General features: G+C 44.1%; 21 protein-coding genes and 3 pseudogenes. 2 read left to right on the plus strand and 22 right to left on the minus strand.

Annotated features, from left to right (window positions below; genetic code table 11):
- Positions 1–142: 142 nt before the first annotated feature.
- The 11 genes and pseudogenes from RS881_RS56235 to gldC form a co-directional block, all read right to left on the minus strand.
- A complete protein-coding gene (locus RS881_RS56235) occupies positions 143–637 on the minus strand; it encodes a diacylglycerol kinase catalytic domain-containing protein (protein WP_315818760.1) in 495 nt (164 codons plus the stop codon).
- Positions 586–939 carry an NAD(+)/NADH kinase gene (locus RS881_RS56240; RefSeq protein ID WP_315818761.1) on the minus strand — a complete coding sequence of 118 codons (354 nt, stop codon included), beginning with the start codon at positions 937–939 and terminating at the stop codon, positions 586–588. Before RS881_RS56240 ends, RS881_RS56235 begins: the two co-directional genes overlap by 52 nt.
- A gap of 161 nt (positions 940–1,100) precedes the next feature.
- Positions 1,101–1,850: a BamA/TamA family outer membrane protein gene (locus RS881_RS56245; protein WP_315818762.1), complete on the minus strand. Its 750-nt coding sequence runs from the start codon at positions 1,848–1,850 to the stop codon at positions 1,101–1,103.
- Positions 1,851–1,891: 41 nt separating this feature from the next.
- Complete coding sequence (locus RS881_RS56250) at positions 1,892–2,185, minus strand: hypothetical protein (protein ID WP_315818763.1); 294 nt, start codon at positions 2,183–2,185, stop codon at positions 1,892–1,894.
- 2 nt (positions 2,186–2,187) lie between these two features.
- Entirely contained in the window at positions 2,188–2,499 is a 312-nt protein-coding gene (locus RS881_RS56255; protein ID WP_315818764.1) for a hypothetical protein, read from the minus strand.
- A 77-nt stretch (positions 2,500–2,576) separates the two neighbouring features.
- Positions 2,577–3,179 (minus strand): CBS domain-containing protein, encoded by a 603-nt coding sequence (locus RS881_RS56260; protein WP_315818765.1) that lies wholly within the window; start codon positions 3,177–3,179, stop codon positions 2,577–2,579.
- A 239-nt stretch (positions 3,180–3,418) separates the two neighbouring features.
- Positions 3,419–3,604 carry an alpha/beta fold hydrolase gene (locus tag RS881_RS56265; protein WP_315818766.1) on the minus strand — a complete coding sequence of 62 codons (186 nt, stop codon included), beginning with the start codon at positions 3,602–3,604 and terminating at the stop codon, positions 3,419–3,421.
- 141 nt (positions 3,605–3,745) lie between these two features.
- Positions 3,746–4,192, minus strand: coding sequence for an alpha/beta fold hydrolase (locus RS881_RS56270; RefSeq protein ID WP_315818767.1), 447 nt, complete (start codon positions 4,190–4,192; stop codon positions 3,746–3,748).
- A 434-nt stretch (positions 4,193–4,626) separates the two neighbouring features.
- Positions 4,627–4,878, minus strand: coding sequence for a CvpA family protein (locus RS881_RS56275; protein ID WP_315818768.1), 252 nt, complete (start codon positions 4,876–4,878; stop codon positions 4,627–4,629).
- Positions 4,879–4,897: 19 nt separating this feature from the next.
- Positions 4,898–5,328: pseudogene (locus RS881_RS56280) on the minus strand (GatB/YqeY domain-containing protein).
- Between the two features lie 10 nt (positions 5,329–5,338).
- Positions 5,339–5,686 (minus strand): gliding motility protein GldC, encoded by a 348-nt coding sequence (gene gldC / locus RS881_RS56285; protein WP_315818770.1) that lies wholly within the window; start codon positions 5,684–5,686, stop codon positions 5,339–5,341.
- Positions 5,687–5,897: 211 nt separating this feature from the next.
- Here gldC and RS881_RS56290 point away from each other — a divergent pair, with 211 nt between their 5' ends.
- Together RS881_RS56290 and RS881_RS56295 are read left to right on the plus strand one after the other, a co-directional pair.
- The gene (locus RS881_RS56290; protein WP_315818771.1) at positions 5,898–6,665 is read left to right on the plus strand and encodes a DUF4290 domain-containing protein; all 768 of its coding nucleotides are present in this window, start codon (positions 5,898–5,900) and stop codon (positions 6,663–6,665) included.
- Positions 6,666–6,842: 177 nt separating this feature from the next.
- Positions 6,843–8,065 (plus strand): annotated as a pseudogene (locus RS881_RS56295) (UDP-N-acetylglucosamine 1-carboxyvinyltransferase).
- A 383-nt stretch (positions 8,066–8,448) separates the two neighbouring features.
- On the opposite strand, the gene RS881_RS56300 reads toward RS881_RS56295, so the two are convergent.
- The 11 genes and pseudogenes from RS881_RS56300 to RS881_RS56355 all read right to left on the minus strand — a co-directional run bounded on the left by RS881_RS56300 (position 8,449) and on the right by RS881_RS56355 (position 16,248).
- On the minus strand, positions 8,449–9,015 hold the full coding sequence (locus RS881_RS56300) for a zinc-dependent metalloprotease (protein ID WP_315818772.1): 567 nt from the start codon (positions 9,013–9,015) through the stop codon (positions 8,449–8,451).
- 77 nt (positions 9,016–9,092) lie between these two features.
- Positions 9,093–10,386, minus strand: a pseudogene (locus RS881_RS61355) (zinc-dependent metalloprotease); the annotation flags it as partial.
- A 14-nt stretch (positions 10,387–10,400) separates the two neighbouring features.
- On the minus strand, positions 10,401–10,679 hold the full coding sequence (locus tag RS881_RS56315) for a hypothetical protein (protein ID WP_315818775.1): 279 nt from the start codon (positions 10,677–10,679) through the stop codon (positions 10,401–10,403).
- 59 nt (positions 10,680–10,738) lie between these two features.
- Complete coding sequence (locus tag RS881_RS56320; RefSeq protein ID WP_315818776.1) at positions 10,739–10,957, minus strand: CAMCR motif-containing small membrane protein; 219 nt, start codon at positions 10,955–10,957, stop codon at positions 10,739–10,741.
- A 477-nt stretch (positions 10,958–11,434) separates the two neighbouring features.
- Positions 11,435–11,878, minus strand: a complete 444-nt coding sequence (locus RS881_RS56325; protein ID WP_315818777.1) for a hypothetical protein — start codon at positions 11,876–11,878, stop codon at positions 11,435–11,437.
- A 526-nt stretch (positions 11,879–12,404) separates the two neighbouring features.
- Entirely contained in the window at positions 12,405–13,154 is a 750-nt protein-coding gene (locus RS881_RS56330; protein ID WP_315818778.1) for a LytR/AlgR family response regulator transcription factor, read from the minus strand.
- Between the two features lie 50 nt (positions 13,155–13,204).
- Positions 13,205–14,797, minus strand: coding sequence for a sensor histidine kinase (locus RS881_RS56335; RefSeq protein ID WP_315818779.1), 1,593 nt, complete (start codon positions 14,795–14,797; stop codon positions 13,205–13,207).
- A 110-nt stretch (positions 14,798–14,907) separates the two neighbouring features.
- Positions 14,908–15,030, minus strand: a complete 123-nt coding sequence (locus RS881_RS56340; protein ID WP_315818780.1) for a hypothetical protein — start codon at positions 15,028–15,030, stop codon at positions 14,908–14,910.
- A gap of 29 nt (positions 15,031–15,059) precedes the next feature.
- A complete protein-coding gene (locus tag RS881_RS56345; RefSeq protein ID WP_315818781.1) occupies positions 15,060–15,308 on the minus strand; it encodes a hypothetical protein in 249 nt (82 codons plus the stop codon).
- Positions 15,308–15,778 carry a hypothetical protein gene (locus RS881_RS56350; protein WP_315818782.1) on the minus strand — a complete coding sequence of 157 codons (471 nt, stop codon included), beginning with the start codon at positions 15,776–15,778 and terminating at the stop codon, positions 15,308–15,310. Before RS881_RS56350 ends, RS881_RS56345 begins: the two co-directional genes overlap by 1 nt.
- Positions 15,688–16,248, minus strand: a complete 561-nt coding sequence (locus RS881_RS56355) for a two-component regulator propeller domain-containing protein (protein WP_315818783.1) — start codon at positions 16,246–16,248, stop codon at positions 15,688–15,690. The genes RS881_RS56350 and RS881_RS56355 overlap by 91 nt, the downstream gene beginning before the upstream one ends.
- Between the last annotated feature and the right edge of the window lie 196 nt (positions 16,249–16,444).

Genomic DNA, 16,444 nt, shown 5'->3' on the forward strand with positions numbered 1-16,444 from the left:
ATATAATAATTAATGTATTTGAGTCTAACGTAATGCTGGGGCTTTTTCTTTCAATGGAAATGTTAATTCCGGGTATCAAGTCCCCAGGAAAGCTTGTTACGAAGCGTTTGCAGGAAGTTATTTTCATTCAACCTTACAAGACTTAACGTAAAGGCTTCACGCTGAACAGCCAACTGAACTTTTTATCTACGATCTCCTTACGCGAATCGAGCGCACAAATAAAATGGTCGGCCCGGCCCTCCACTTCAAATGAAATAATATTATCATCTCCAACTACAATCGGCCGCACATTCAAATTGTGGGGCGCTACGGGCGTGATCACAAAGCTGGCCGATTCCGGGAATACCACCGGGCCATTACAACTCAAAGAATAACCGGTTGACCCAGTTGGAGTCGCTACGATCACCCCATCAGCCCAATAAGTATTCAAAAATTCTCCATTGAGATAGGTATGGATCTTGATCATTGGTGAAGTGTCGGTCTTATGAATGGCAAACTCATTGAGCCCATAAGGCACATCCCCAAAAAGTGGTTTATTGGCATCCAGGTGAATCAGTGACCTTTTATCAATAACAATGGTCCTTTTTACGAGCGATTGTACCGCCGTAGATAACTCTGTACGGCCAATACTGGCCAAAAACCCAGTCGACCGAAATTGATTCCCAGTACCGGAATATTTTTATTGCGCACCAGGGTTACCGTATCCAACAAGGTACCGTCTCCACCAAGACTAATTAAAAAGTCGATGTTAGCAGTAAGATCATTGGAATCCCTGAAAACCGAGATCTTGTCGGGAAACCTAAAGGAAGACCGGATGGTTTCATAAAATGGCTCGTAAATAACAAGCTCCATGTTTTCTTTGCCCAGTTCATCGAACAGCTGTTGGACTTCTCCTTTCTGATCGTAATCGATTACCCGGCTATAGATGGCTACTTTCATAATAAAAACAAGAATACGGAGTACGGGATTCGGTTGATGGAATCAGGCATCCGGATACAGCACCAAAGATACAGGATATGGGATACAGGAATATTGGATAAGGGAATGATCGGGCAACGATCAGAAATCGTTTTTGACGTGCAAAAATAATCCGTTTTGTCCTAATTGGTTAAAGCTATAATCAAACCGGAGTATAAAATCATAGAAGGTAACAATATCCAAACCAAAGCCCCGGTATATAACATACGATTGGTGAGGGAGTTATTGGTAAAATTTTTATTATATGCGTAGCCCATATCTCCAAAAGTACGGGCATAGATCCGGAAGGGTATCCTGTCGTGTGAGCGCGATTTTAGATGCGTCTTTATATTGAAACGCACCAACTCACGCCGCAGGGAGCTACGGGTCAAAATGCCCCCTACCCCATCTATTACATATCTTTCCAGGCCCCTTAGGAACATATCGCTATAACCAAACATACGGTGATTAGTATAAGGCTGGTCAAAGGGAACTCGCAATACTCCATTAGCCTGGAGCGCATAATAGGTTTTTTTAGCAAGCTGCCAGCCTTTATTGATCTTTGCATTGATCTGCCACATGTTCATATCCTTATTAATGCCCCTTTTCAGTATACCCGCTTCTGCTACCCAACCTGTAAGGGGAAAATGGACATAGTCTACATTTACATATTTGATATTGTACGACAGTTCGGGGTAAGTAACCGCACTGCTATGGGCGGTATAATATTTAGGGTTAAGGCCCAGCAGTTGGCTGTCCACCTGCTCCCTGATAACCGATAACCGAACAGCATGAAATGTACGCAACCCCGGCCTGTATGTATATTCGATCTTGCCCTCCCAGCGCTTAATTCCGTCCGTAAGTGAATCCGTAAACATCTGCTGGTTATTCACGGTAGTATAGTTGATCTCCTTGTTGAAAGAATAGGAAAATCCTATCCCATAGCCATGTCGAAGCGTTTTATCAGCATAGGGCTGATCGTATTGAATTCAAATTTCTTGGTGTAACCGGTCAGTAACCAAAACCTGAGCTTATCGTTGCGGCCGGTGAAATTATATTGAGTAAACTTCACGCCATAATTAAGCCTGTTAATTCCATACCCCTGCCTGGACCATTCCGACAGGTTGCGGTCAACCGGCTTAACATAAGGAATTGGAAAAGTATACCAGCGCTCCTTTACCTGAATAAGGATGTCTACTTCATAACCACGAAAAGACTTGAGCGCCACAACTACTTCATTGAAAAGGCCGGTATTGAATAGTTGCCTGCGGAAACCTCAAATCCCGATACCAATTCGGGAAGATAAATGGAATCGCCGGTTTTGAAAGGCAATTCCCGGGCAATGATATAGGGCTTAGTACGTTTATTTCCTTCAACGTAAATAATACCTACTACAAAAGGGGAAGTATGAGGTTCCTCCACTGCCGGAGCCGCACTTTTGACCACTACCTGAGTATCAGTTGTCAATGGTTGCGCCAGGAGCAGGGTATTTCCCAACAACAGGATTGCTATTACAGCATAATATTTCTTTGGTATCCGCATGCAGGGCAAACTGTTGCAAGTATCATATTTAAAAATGGATGAATACAGACGAAGATAATAGAATCCTGCTATTTGTGTTAAATACTGAGGTAATTCATTAAATGGTCATAATTACTGCGTAATTCATTTTCGTACTGCTCTTCGCCAAAATAGTATTTTATCTGGTATTCGTACCGCTGAAAGGTGGCTATAATATCGGAGATCTCGAACTTATTGATTTTGAGCACTACAAAGAAAGAACCTGTGCCAGCGTCCCAATGGGTATTGAGTTGAGTAATCTGAGCATCATTGGTTTCAACGAGTTTACTGACCTCGGAGAAGGAAAAACTGCGTTGTTCCATTTCCAGCACAATGATGCCACCGGGCTCATTGGCGCCGGTTACTTTGCCAAGCTGCTTCAGTAAGTCAGTGGCAGTAATAACACCGGCAAAAACATTTTCCGGTTCTACCACGGGTATGATGGAAAGACTATGGTCATTAACAGCCTGTATAGCTTCCATAAAATAGGTACTGGCGCGTACAGCGGCCTTGGAAAACCGCGCTTCCAGGGATTGAAGCGTCAGGTTTTCATCCACATTCATCAGGTCGTCTTCCGAAACAAGTCCCAGGTACTTATCATCGGCTACTACAGCCAGTTGCATTACATGGAACTCTGCCATCAGCTCAAGTGCCTGAAACACCGAATCTTTTAGATTCAGTGTAGGTATAGTTGCAGATATTAGTTCTTTGTTTAGCACTGATCAGGATTTAACCTGTGAATTTTGTTGATGAAATATTAGGGCATCCACGCCAGAAATAAAACACTTCCTGCTATAGGCAATACGCACGACCCTTTCTAAGCGAGCAGTCGTTGTTGGTGGTTACCCCTTCGGGAAAAAAAAAAACTGTGGGTGTACTTACTTATATTAGACGATAAAAATCAGGCTACCGCTGCCGGCTCATTCAATTTTGTCAAAAATTTATGCAGTATCCGGTTAAATTCATCGGGCACTTCCATCATTGGCGCATGCCCGCACTTGTCAATAAAGTGCAATTCGCTGTTGGGGATCAGTTTTTGAAATTCCCTTGCAACAAAAGGAGGGGTTACAGCATCGTTATTCCCCATATTAATAACGTAGGTTGTTTGATTTGATTGAGTTCTTCCCAAGATTATTCCGGATGGCGCTTTTGGCCAGGGCGATGACTTTAATCGCTTTGAGGCGATTATTTACAGTTTCATATACATCATCCACTATTTCCTTAGTGGCTACCTGGGGTCGTAAAAGGTTACTTCTGCTTTCTTTTTAATATATTCATAATCCCCTCTTTTGGGATATGTATCTCCCATTCCATTCTCAAACAGGCCCGAACTACCAGTAAGTATGAGTGATTTGATCCTTTCAGGATGCTTTAATACATATAATATGCCTACATGCCCACCCAGGGAATTTCCGAGCAGGTGTACATTTTTGTAATCCCGGAACTCCAGGAACCTATGTACAAACTTTTGTAAGCCACCTACTGAAGTATGTAGCAGGTCAAGGTCAAGCAAAGGAAGGGTAGGCACCACTACTTTGTAATGATGCTTGAAATAATCTATCAAGTTATTGAAGTTGCTCAACGCACCGAACAAACCGTGTAACAAAATCAACGGTTCACCCTCACCTTCTTCAATAAATTTGAACTTATCCACTTGTTTGATCTCGTAATTCATCTGTTAAATCAGTTCAGTTCAGTCAATTATTCGCTAAAATAAACGTTTTTACCGCAAATATCACATCCCGGGCTTTCAGCGATGCAATTTTACTGTAAACTACTGATTATTTTGCGGTTTACAGGTTCACCAATATCATTGGCAGAACTATTTTACTTGTTGCTGTGCAATATGCGCAAAAAAATCTTCCAATTCTGTGAACATATCTTTAAACCAGGGAATTAACCTGCCCAATGTATCTATAACCATGGGGCCCAAGGGCTGTATCTTGGAATAAGTGACCGATTGGACAATGGTACTTTCATTTAATAGTTTAAGCTGCGCAGCATAAAACAATAGTATACTGAATGCAAGCGTATACACTATTATATATAACAACATACCCCCAAGGCGGTTCACCCACCCCATCAAAGTTACTTCTAATGACGCCTCAATCAGGTTGGCCCCCATCGGATAAGGAGAATAACTCCTATCAAAACAATGGCAAAAGAAAGAAAGGGCAACCATTGAACAGACACCATGGTAGAATCTTTGAGCCAGGCGGCTACTACGGTCGACAGCTTCATAGCGGCGGCAATACCCACAATAATAGCAATAACAGAAAAGACCGCAATGATAAGCCCGCGCCGCCAGCCCTTGACAACAGCCAACAACATTAATACGCCAAAAAGTATATCAATGATCATTATTTAGCCAACAATTCCTTTACAGCGGCACTGATAGCCTTTCCATCGGCTTTTCCGCCAATTGTTTGGTAGCAGCCCCCATTACTTTCCCCATATCAGCTGCAGAAGTAGCACCCACTTCAGTAATAATCTTCATCAGGAGCGCTTTTAGCTCCTCCGGGTCCATTGCTTGGGCAGGAATTTCTCGATTATCTCGATCTCTTCCTGCTCTTTCTGAGCCAGATCAACCCGGTTTTGCTGCTGAAATATTTCAAGCGAATCTTTGCGTTGCTTTACCAACTTCTGCAACAGTTTGATCTCCTCGTCTTCCTTCAATTCACCATTGGCTCCTTCTGATGTTTTGGCCAACAAAATGGCCGCTTTAATTGCCCGGAGGCTGCGAAGGGCCTTTTCATCCTTGGCCAGCATAGCTGCTTTGAGATCGACCGTGATTTGTTGTTCTAATGCCATAACAAATAATTTAAGCCTTATTTTCCTTTAATTGGATATCCTGGAATTTAGTATAAAAATTCTTGGCAAATGTCTTGATCTCATTGACCAATTCCATTTGATGGGTTGCCCGTTCAAAAGAATCGGCCATTGTCATCAGGGTTTGGTAATAAAAGTCGGCCATTTCATCCACCATCATTTCTTTCGTCCAAAGATCCATACGGAGGGCTGATTTATCGGCACCATCCCAAAAGGACAGCATCAAAGCTTTGGCCGCACGGGCATTATCGGCAGTACTGGCAGTTGCACTCCAAGTGATTTGTTCGGGCACATTCTTATCATCCAACGCCACATCGATCGTTATAGTGGATTTCTTCATGTTTTATTGAGTATCAATTTTTATAAAAAGAAAGGCAAAAATACGTCGAATAATGGTTTTTGCCGAACAAAAGACTGTTAAGCCCCCAGTTGGCTGATCGCTATTTCAGACCAACAACAGATTTTAACCTATAAAACCACCTCCTAATCTCATCGAAAAGAGGCTGAAAAGGCCTTTTCGTTTTATAAACTTACTTCGTTACTTTTGTAAGATGTTTAACACTTTAGGTGAAATGGAGTACAATACTACCAGGAACCATCTGATCTATAAGGAGTATGGCCGTCATATTCAGAAGATGATTGAATACTTGCTCAGCCTGGAGGACCGTGAAGCCCGCCAGCGGAATGCGTATGCTGTGATAGAACTGATGGGTTTCCTGAATCCGCACTTGAAAAACGTGGAAGATTTCCGCCATAAATTGTGGGATCACTTATTCCTTATTTCAGACTTCAAGCTGGATGTGGAATCTCCCTATCCCATACCTACCCGCGAAACCTTGAAGGCAAGGCCCAAGCCGCTGCCCTATCCCAAACGATACCCCAAATTCAGCCACCTGGGTAAAAACCTGGAGTTGGTGATCAATAAAGCACTGAAGGAAGAAAATCCTGATAAGCGTCAGGGATTTGCCAATGCAGTGGCTTACTACATGAAGCTGGCCTATAACAACTGGCACAAAGAGACCGTTCATGATGATGCCATACAAAGTGAGCTGACCAATCTTACAGATGGTCAGTTGACATTTACCAATACCCCTATGTTCGTCAGCACCGCCCCAATGAAGGCCGTGACCGCGATGGCAGAGGTGGTGGTGGCTATGGTGATTACCGCAATAAACGCAACCAGAAGTTCCAGCATCAGGGACGTGGCGGTGGCGGAGGTGGCCGTAACGACCGCAATGATCGCAACGACCGGAACGATCGCAACGATCGTGGCGGAAATAACAACAAGTTTAAGAAACGATATAAGTAAAGTGTCTTAATACTTTAATTTATTGAAAAGTTGACCGGGAGGCTGGTCAACTTTTTTATTTTGCATTCCTTTTAATCACTCACCTTTCAATCTCCAGCCAACCTATGCTTTCCTTTGAAGTTAACGGCGGTAAAAACTACAGGGCGAAATCATCCCTCAGGGCGCCAAAAATGAAGCCTTACAAATTATCAGCGCCGTATTGCTCACACCCGAAAAAGTAACCATCACCAATATTCCCGATATCCTGGACGTAAACCTCCTGATTGAGCTATTGGGTGAAATGAATGTAAAGGTGGAACGGCCTCAACGGGATACCTGTATTTTTCAGGCAGACAATGTGAATATTGATTACCTGCGCAGTGAGGACTACCGCAAGAAAAGTGGCCGCCTGCGAGGCTCTGTGATGCTGGCCGGCCCTTTGCTGGCACGTTTCCGCAAAGCTTTTATTCCAAAACCCGGGGCGATAAAATTGGTCGCCGCAGGTTGGATACCCATATCATAGGTTTTGAAAAACTGGGTGCTACCTTCAATTATGAGTCGGGCGACGGCTTCTTTCACCTGGAAGCACCCAACCTGAAAGGCACGTACTTACTCCTCGATGAGCCTTCTGTAACAGGTACTGCTAATATTGCAATGGCAGCAGTGATGGCAAAAGGCACCACCACCATCTATAATGCAGCTTGCGAACCTTACTTACAGCAATTGTGTAAAATGCTTGTTCGCATGGGCGCCAGGATCAGCGGCATAGGAAGTAACCTGCTGGTAATAGAAGGCGTAGGTTATTTAGGCGGTACCGAACATCGCATGTTGCCCGATATGATCGAGATCGGTTCTTTTATAGGACTGGCAGCTATGACACAAAGTGATATTACCATCAAAAATGTTAGCCTCGATAACCTGGGTGTAATTCCCGACAAATTCAAACAGCTGGGTATCCAGATGAATTTTGTGGGTGATGATATCCATATACCGGCACAGGACATGTATGAAGTGCAAACCTTCTTAGATGGTTCTGTATTGACCATTTATGACCATCCCTGGCCAGGGTTTACCCCCGACCTGATCAGTATCGTACTGGTTGTAGCCACCCAGGCAAAAGGCAGTGTGCTCATTCATCAAAAGATGTTTGAAAGCCGCTTGTTCTTTGTAGACAAACTGATTGACATGGGCGCACAGATCATTCTTTGCGACCCACACCGGGCAGCAGTTATTGGCCTGGGGCGTGAACAAAACCTTCGGGGTATTACCATGAGCAGCCCGGATATCCGGGCAGGCGTTTCACTACTTATCGCCGCACTAAGTGCCGATGGACGTAGTATCATCCAAAATATTGACCAAATAGACCGTGGCTATCAACACATCGATGAACGCTTGAGAAAACTGGGCGCAGATATTAGGCGGATCTCTTAACAGTTGATCAGCTACAGCCATTTTGTCTGCTTTAGCTAATTATTCAGCAAACTACCTGAGTCATAGGTAAAGCAAGGTTAAGACAAGGGTAAGGCTACCTTCAGCAATGCGACATAATGGCATTATATAAGTAAAAAGTCCGGAAGAACGTTACTACGCTGTAACCGTCTTCCGGACTTTCGGTTGTTACACACTTCCCAATTACTCTATATCACAGCCAATAGGAGCACCAGGAGGCATTTCCTTGTGTACCGTAGGCTTGGCCTTTTCAGGCGCTTTCATACGCTCCAGCGCATAGGCCAGATGGGCTGCATAATCAGCATCCTTACTGGTTTTTTGCTGAGCCTGAATGTAAGTTTTTAGCTCGTTGAGCGCTTTTTGTGTTACTGCCCTTGTTTGAAAGCGGTATTGTCATCTATTGAAACGGCCAATAAGTAAGTCAATATTAGTTGCTCCGTTTGCAGCTGGATCAGTTTTTCCATCCCATTCTTTCTTCCCGCCTTCCATGTTTTATTGATCAACGTATTGATCATTTCTGCTACACCTAGTCCCTCCTGCTGTACTTCATACTGTATCATGCGGTTCAGCCTTTCGGTATTGAACAGAAAGGACAAAGGAAAATCAGTCGCTGTTTCAGCAGGTGATAAAGCATCGAACGCCAGTCCAGTGCGCTTTTTAAACAATTCCCTGGTAAAACCATACCCAGCGGGACGAGGAGGTATCAACTTCACAACATTATCCGGAATGCGTAAAAATGCCGGGTCCAGGCAGTCAATAACTGCATTCAAGGCTTTCAGTTGCTCGGCTTTCGTTACAGGCCGTGTAACAGTTTGTCCATCGCCGCGTAAGGCATAGGTATAATACATGCCGCCCACCACCTTGGTAGCCGCTTCGGCCTGGTAACGGTGAAACAGGTAAACGGGTACCAGTACATCTTCCAGCATGGCCATTGGCTGACCAGTACGGATGCTTTTTCACCAAACTGCGCCAAGGCCTTGGCCCTGATCTTCATTACATCTTTCAACTCTGTGGTGGCATCCGTTCCATTGTCCCACAAATGTGCTTGCGGGTGTAGCCCTCCAGGGGCACGCGCATCACGATCGGCAATGTATTGCAGTCCTTTTGAGCGGCCTCCCTTAATATTTTATCGAGGCTGCCCGAAACATCTGCTCCTTGTGCAAAATCCTGGTAACCCCAGGTAATGGCCGCCTTATCCCAGGCGCCTATCTTCTGGTCATAGGCATTGGAGAGGTCAATTTCACCGCCTGCTGTGAGGCGAACTTGTGGGTGGGGATAGTCCATCACACTGGCGCGGTCGCTAACGCTCGAAGCATAATTATGCATCAGTCCAATCGTATGCCCTACTTCATGGGCCGATAGCTGCCTTAACCTGGCCAGCGCCATCTTCATCATCTTGTCATCGGCAGGGATGCCATTTTCATATGGCGCCAGTAAACCTTGTGCTATTAAATAATCCTGCCTTACCCGTAAAGAACCCAGTGTTACATGCCCTTTGATGATCTCGCCCGTACGGGGATCGGTCACGGAGTTGCCATACGACCATCCACGGGTAGCACGATGCACCCAATTGATCACGTTATAACGCACATCCATCGGGTCGGCGCTATCGGGTAATAATTTCACCTGGAAAGCATTGCGGTACCCAGCGGCTTCAAAAGCCTGATTCCACCAGGAGGCGCCTTCCAGTAAGGCACTACGTACAGGTTCGGGTGTACCATTATCGAGGTAATAGATAATGGGTTTTACAGGATCGCTAATGGCGGCTGCAGGGTCCTTCTTCTTTAGCCGGTGACGGCACACATAATATTGTTCAATAGGCGACGATACAGGTGTACTATAGTTAAAGAAGGAAACCCCGAAGTAGCCAGAACGGGGATCGAATAACCTTGGCTGAAATTCATTATCGGGCAGCTGTACAAAGAATGATGGATACGCAGGGTCACCGCATCGGGAGATGGGGTGACCGCACCTACATAATTACCGGTTTCCCCATCATTGTTTACGAGGGTAATCGTGGCTTCTATCTCAGTATTGTTGGGAAAGTTTTTGGTGCGGGGCAAATAAATAGCCGATCTGTTCTTATCAAAGGAATAGTTGCCCTGTTTGGAACCTTTCAACCGGCTGCCCACGCGTACAGCGTCGCGCAACACAAAATCAGTGGCATCTACCAATACGTGCCCATTACTCTCGGCTTCGGCCGTAAAACCCCAAATGGCCGACTGTGCAAAAGACTGCTCCACCGCCCGCCGTTCGGCCACATCATTGGTAACAGCCCTGAAATCGTAGTTGGGTACGATCATCAGTACTTTGCGGCCTACTTTAGAAAACTTAACGATCCGGGTGGCGTCGAGCAAACCCCTGTCCAATCAATATCGTTTGATCCCAGGCCAGCAGGCAGGGAGGTAACGTAGATTATCTCGGAATCCAGCTTATTGATATCAAGCCAGATCTTACCCGTATTTTCATCCCAATAAAAATCAAGGTATCCGGGGTATTTTTTCAGGCCATTGGTCTTTTCTTCAATGGTAGGTAGTTTCTGTGCAGTAGTACTAATGGAAAGCAATAGCAAACAAAGGAGCCAGGTATATTTCATTGCAAGCAGGTTTTGATGCAACAAGATAAGGAAAATGATATGCTATTATTTCCGGGAAACTATGCTACGCGGTTACTTTTCCACCAGCGGTATCCTACATAGCCCATAATGGCCAATGGAGTAAAAGCGAGGTAGACAATACCGGTATTCAGGGCTTTGGCAGGACGTTCGCCCAATTGAGAAGCGGTTTTTGTACAGATGGAGCACTGTGCCGAAAGTTCCAGGGAGGCGATCAGTAATATTATCAATAGCGGTAATATCAGGCGGCACTTTTTCATAGTCTGAAATGTGACTACAAAAGTACACCCAAAAGAGGAACTGAACAAGTACGAGAAGAAAGCCCCCAGCAGGGCACACAATAAAAAAATCCGCTTCCTTGAACCGGGAGAGCGGATTTAACCTTCCAACGACCCTGAAAAAAACACGCTTTTAAAGGCTATGGTTATATATAGAAACCGGAGGCCTGTTTATCACTATTGATGGATTCAAAGCTACTGGCGCCAGCCTGCCTCACCAATCCCAATTGAGTAACCGGTGGTTTTATTGAGTAAGTGGATCGATCTGCCGAAGTTCATGTAGTTTATTCAGACTTGCTCATTTAAGGTGGGTCCCTCTGCCGCCCGGCAGATGCGGCGCTGCAGAGCGGCTCACCTTTCCGTATGGTCAAAGGCCTCCTTAAACTGTATAATCATGTTGTACCACGAAAAGCCCCGCCAGGTGGCGGGGCTCTCTGTATTGAAAATCAGTTTATCTTATTACTTCTTGTCTTTTTTGAATGTTTCCCAACCGGCAGAACCAAAAGACTTTAGTACTACTGTTTGATCTCCATTCTGTACAGTTACATAGTAAGAAGTAGAGTTATCGGATGCCATTTCGAACAGGTCGCTGATCCAGTAACCGGAATAATTTCTCTTCAGGTCACTCATGAGGTTGATCGGCAATTGCGAAGAAACGATATTCCTCATTACAGCCAGCAGATTACCATCTTCGGCATAATAAGCAAACATTACCTGATCATTCATCTTAAAGGTGGCTTTGGAAATCTCTTTTGATTTTTCCCAGCTTACATCCTGTGCTGAAGCGAAATCTTTCTTAAATGAACTAATTACTTGTTCGTTTACATTTTCAAGCTTGTTGGCAAAAGTGCTACTAAGACCTACAGTCAGTAACAATACCCAGGTTAAAATACTCTTTTTCATTTTTAATGTTTTTTTGTTTTTATGGCTACTTTGTTTGTTCAAGTGTTGCGCTATACTTGTTGCATCACACTATATAAGACGCACCCTTTTTTCAAATGTTACAACCTTTACAAACTTCTTTTACTCTTATATTTTCTTTAACAATTGCATCTTACTATGAAAGAACTAAGAGTTATGTACCAGATTGCGCCGCAAAGTTAGTGAGTATTTTTTCCTGTGCAAGCTGTCTTTGAGTGAACGGTACTGTTCTTTGAATGAAATGCGTGTTTACTACTACAAAATGTCCATGAACGGTAAAATTGAGGCTGGAAGGGGATTACAGCGGTTAAAAGTTTACCGCTTTGATATTCAACGGGATAAATTAAGAGGCGATTTAGTTGTATCAAAAGCGTACAGTTGATACACGTGTAATTACGCATACACTAACCGTAATTCCTGTTTGCGCTAAATAATAATTAATTAATGTACTTGCTTTTTCAGCAACTTACCATTACCCAACAGGGTACCCAAACACCTTAGCTGCCAATCAGAATTTAGAGAACAACTCCATAAACTCCTGCCTTCTTGAGCGGGAAATACTAATGGTCGCGCCATCATCCATTACTACATAGCCGCCTTCACCACGCACAAACTTTTTGATATGATTCAGGTTAATAAGGAATGAGTTGTGTACCCTGAAGAAATCGGGACCAGCCAATGCTTCATCTATATCCTTCAACACTTTCGATACCATAATTTTCTTGCCCCCTGCCAGTACAATGTTGGTATAGTTGCTTTCGGCTTCGCAATAAATAATATCCTGTGTTGATACAAAGATCATCCCATCATTGGTGGTAAGGGCAATACGCGGAATGGTATTCTTGCTTACATCCTTAACATGCTGTAATAGCAGATCGATCTGTTCGCGGGTTGGGATAGATTTCTTTTCTTCCAGTCTGCGTATTGTTTCTTTCAGATCATCAGGATCAATGGGTTTTAACAGGTAGTTCAGTGCACTATAACGAAATGCTTTAATAGCAAATTTATCATACGCAGTAGTAAACACTACATCAAAGCTCAGCCTGTCAAACTGCTCCAGCATATCGAATCCATTCATACGCGGCATTTCAATATCAAGAAATACTACATCCGGCCTATGCCGGTTAATAGCTTCCAGGCCCTGCTCGGCACTGGTACACATAGCATCAATGGTTACCTGTGGACAATAGGTCTTCAGTAACCATTCCAACATTTCAATGCAGTTATTTTCATCATCTACAATTACACAGCGTATCATATTCTTTCAATTTTGTGTTAATCAATAGGGTGTATTGCTAAGGGTATATATTATACCGGGATCTTCAAAACTACTTTGGTGCCGGCCGGTAGGCCATCGCGAACCAGGTCAATAATAGTAATGCTGGCATTGGGCGAAGTATGCTTATTCAACAGCGAGATCCTGTCTTCCGTAAGCTTCATTCCCAGCGACTTTTTGGTAGTAGCCGATTTACTTTTATATTCTTTTGCCTTATCCCTGCCTACCCCATCGTCTTCTATTGTACATTGCAACATACTCTCATCAACCATACTTAAGTGGATATCCAGGTGACCTGCAGTTTCTTTATGCAGCAGCCCATGCCAGATAGCGTTTTCCACATAAGGTTGTATGATCAGCGGGGGCACTTCCATAATATCCACATATACTTCTTTGTCAATTGCAATGTTATAAGTGAACTTATTGTTGAAACGCAGCGACTCCATTTCGATATATATCCTAAGCGCCTCCAACTCATTTGCCAACAATACATTCTTACTATTTGAATTATCCAGGATAAGCCGGATCAGTTTGGAGAAACGGGTAAGGTACAGGGAGGCGGTGGCGTGATCGCTTTTAACGATATACCGGTTAATCGAATTAAGACAATTAAAGATGAAGTGCGGATTCATCTGCGCACGTAATGCCTTCATTTCTATCTCGGCAATCTTCTGGTTGTATTCAGATTTTATTTTCTCTTTTTCCCTTACCTGCTTTAACCGCATCCAGTACAGGGCATGTATGATCAGCCCCAGGAAAATGATCATGACAGTAATAAACCACCAACGTTGCCAAAAAGGGGGTACAATATAAAGCGCCAGTTCATTATTGGCAGCCACCCAGTTTAGGTGATCAATACTGGCCTTAACATGAAACGCATAGTTGCCCGCAGGCAGGGAAGGATAACGGGCTTCACGCACATCAATGCCAGCATGCCACTCTTTGTCATAGCCCTCTAGCTTGTACTGATATTCAATATTCTTTGACCCATTCAGGTTGATCGCCGTAAAATGGAGGGTAATATCGTTCTTACTATAGGGTAAGGCAAAATAACGGTTGCCACCAAAATATTGTATACTGTCATTCGTATCCATGGCATACACACTCACTTGCAAAAGGGAAGGTGTAACCACCAGATCATCGGGAAAGAAAGCATTGACACCGCTTTCAGAACCCCATAGCATTTCCCCATGGCTGGTCATCATGGCAGTATTGGGCTTGAAACCATCAATACTTAATCCAGAATTCTCTTCGTAATGCGTAAGTTGCTTTGTACGCGGATCAAATTTTACCAGTGATTTGTTGTTGGCGATCCAAATATTCCCGGCCTCATCCTTCAACAATGCTTCACATCGTTCATAACGCAGGCCGTTCTTCCGGTTGTACGTTTGTAGTTTGTCGTCCTGTGAAATGATCGTAAAGCCATGGGCAGTAGCTGCGTAAATATTCCCTTCAATATCCTCCGTAAAACCATACACAATTTCACCTGCCAGGCCCTCCTGTGTACCAAAATGCAGCAGCTTTTGCGCTTGTGGGTCATAGCAATAAACACCCGTTCCATGAGTAGCCATCCAGATACGGTGATCTTTATCTTCAAACAAACCGATCACCAATTTACCACTCAACTCCTTTAATACTGGGTGGTTGGCATAACTGGTAGTTTTCCGGGTAGCGGGGTTAATGGAATAGACTCCCGTACCCGTGCCTACCCAAATAGAACCATCGGTTAGTGCGGTCAGCTCATAGATATAGGGGTTGCTACCGCTTTGTCCAGAGAGGTATCGGGCCTGATCTTTACAAAACGTCCAGTGGCTTCATCAAAATAACACAGGCCATCACCGGCGGCACTTAGCCACAAGCGCCCTGACCGGTCTTTACACAGTGCCCTTATTTCCGAAGGACGTATACCATCGGCGGTTTGTACATAATAGTGGTAAAAAACGATTGGTTTGTTTCTTTATTCCACCTGATCAAACCATTATTTGCGCCCAGCCAAAAGCAACCCTTACCCGCGTCAACAATACGGGTGATGTAATTATCGTAAAGGTTACCCTTACCATCACTGAATATGCGTGTATGAACGGCAGGCCGGTTAAATATATTGGCCATGTTTACACCCGATGCCTGTGTGCCCACTATGATCTCCCCTTTTTGCCGGCAAAGGAGCGATAAGTATTGTTGGCCGAAATGGTGGCGGTATTCAAAGGATCATGTGTATGCCGGGTGATATTTCCATTTTTGTCTATTATGACCAGGCCGGCAAAATCAGTAGCTACCAGCAGGTCGCCATTGGCAGCGCGGCGTACTTCTGTAAGAGAAGTATTGATGGTTTTACCGCCCAGTTCATTCACCAGTTGGTAATCGGCTATTTTTTTCCCGGAGGCAGTACTCACCAGCGTCACCCGGCCCGTTTTAAGACCCACTGCAATGGAAGTATCCGTAGCAGGGCAGGCGCTTAAAGGAAATGAAAAAGATTGCTGGAATATGATCTGTCTTTTCTTATAGTCCAGTATGGTTACCAGTGAATCAACAATGAAAATGATCTTATCCTGCGCCAGCGGTTCTGCATCAAAAAAGCACCATGGGTAATGGTGCCAGGTACCCAATCCAGGGTCTTCCATTTCATGACAGTACTGTCAAAATAATATTGGCCTTTGCCTGTATGCAATACAATGCCAAAGGCGGCCGTTTCAAAAATGGTAGGGCAACGGAATTTCGTTATGGAATCCTTTAAGGTTACGCGGTGAAGCACCCGGTGTTCATCTATCCAGGAAGCACCGGAAAAAGTACCCATCCAGGTGCGGTTATGACTGTCATTGACCAGGTGCAGCACCACATCGGAAGCCATTTCAGGATACTTCTCCTTTACAAAAGAAGTAACGGAATAGCCGTCATAAACATTCAATCCATCATTGGTGCCTATCCACAGAAAGCCGTTTTTGTCAATGGTTATAGAAAGTGTATTGTTGCCGGTAAGGCCATTGGAAGTATTGAGGCGTGAAAAATTGATTACCTGGGCCCCGGAAGTAGGAGCCAATAATAAAAGGATAAAGCCTGCTATAGTAAGCCTGGACAAATAAACAAATTGAAATAAAATATAATAAACAATCCTGAATCAAAGTAAATCTACCAAACAAACCACGCTTGCGCAATTGTGAGTGAGCAACTGACCAGTTTTATGAGTAGGTAGTAGTTAGCTACTTGTCATTAACCATTGATCTTCAGCCATTGGTCAGAAAGTACCGGGTCACTGGTTTAAATAGCTAGACTAC

Source organism: Paraflavitalea speifideaquila, assembly GCF_032395985.1.
Lineage (GTDB): Bacteria > Bacteroidota > Bacteroidia > Chitinophagales > Chitinophagaceae > Paraflavitalea > Paraflavitalea speifideaquila.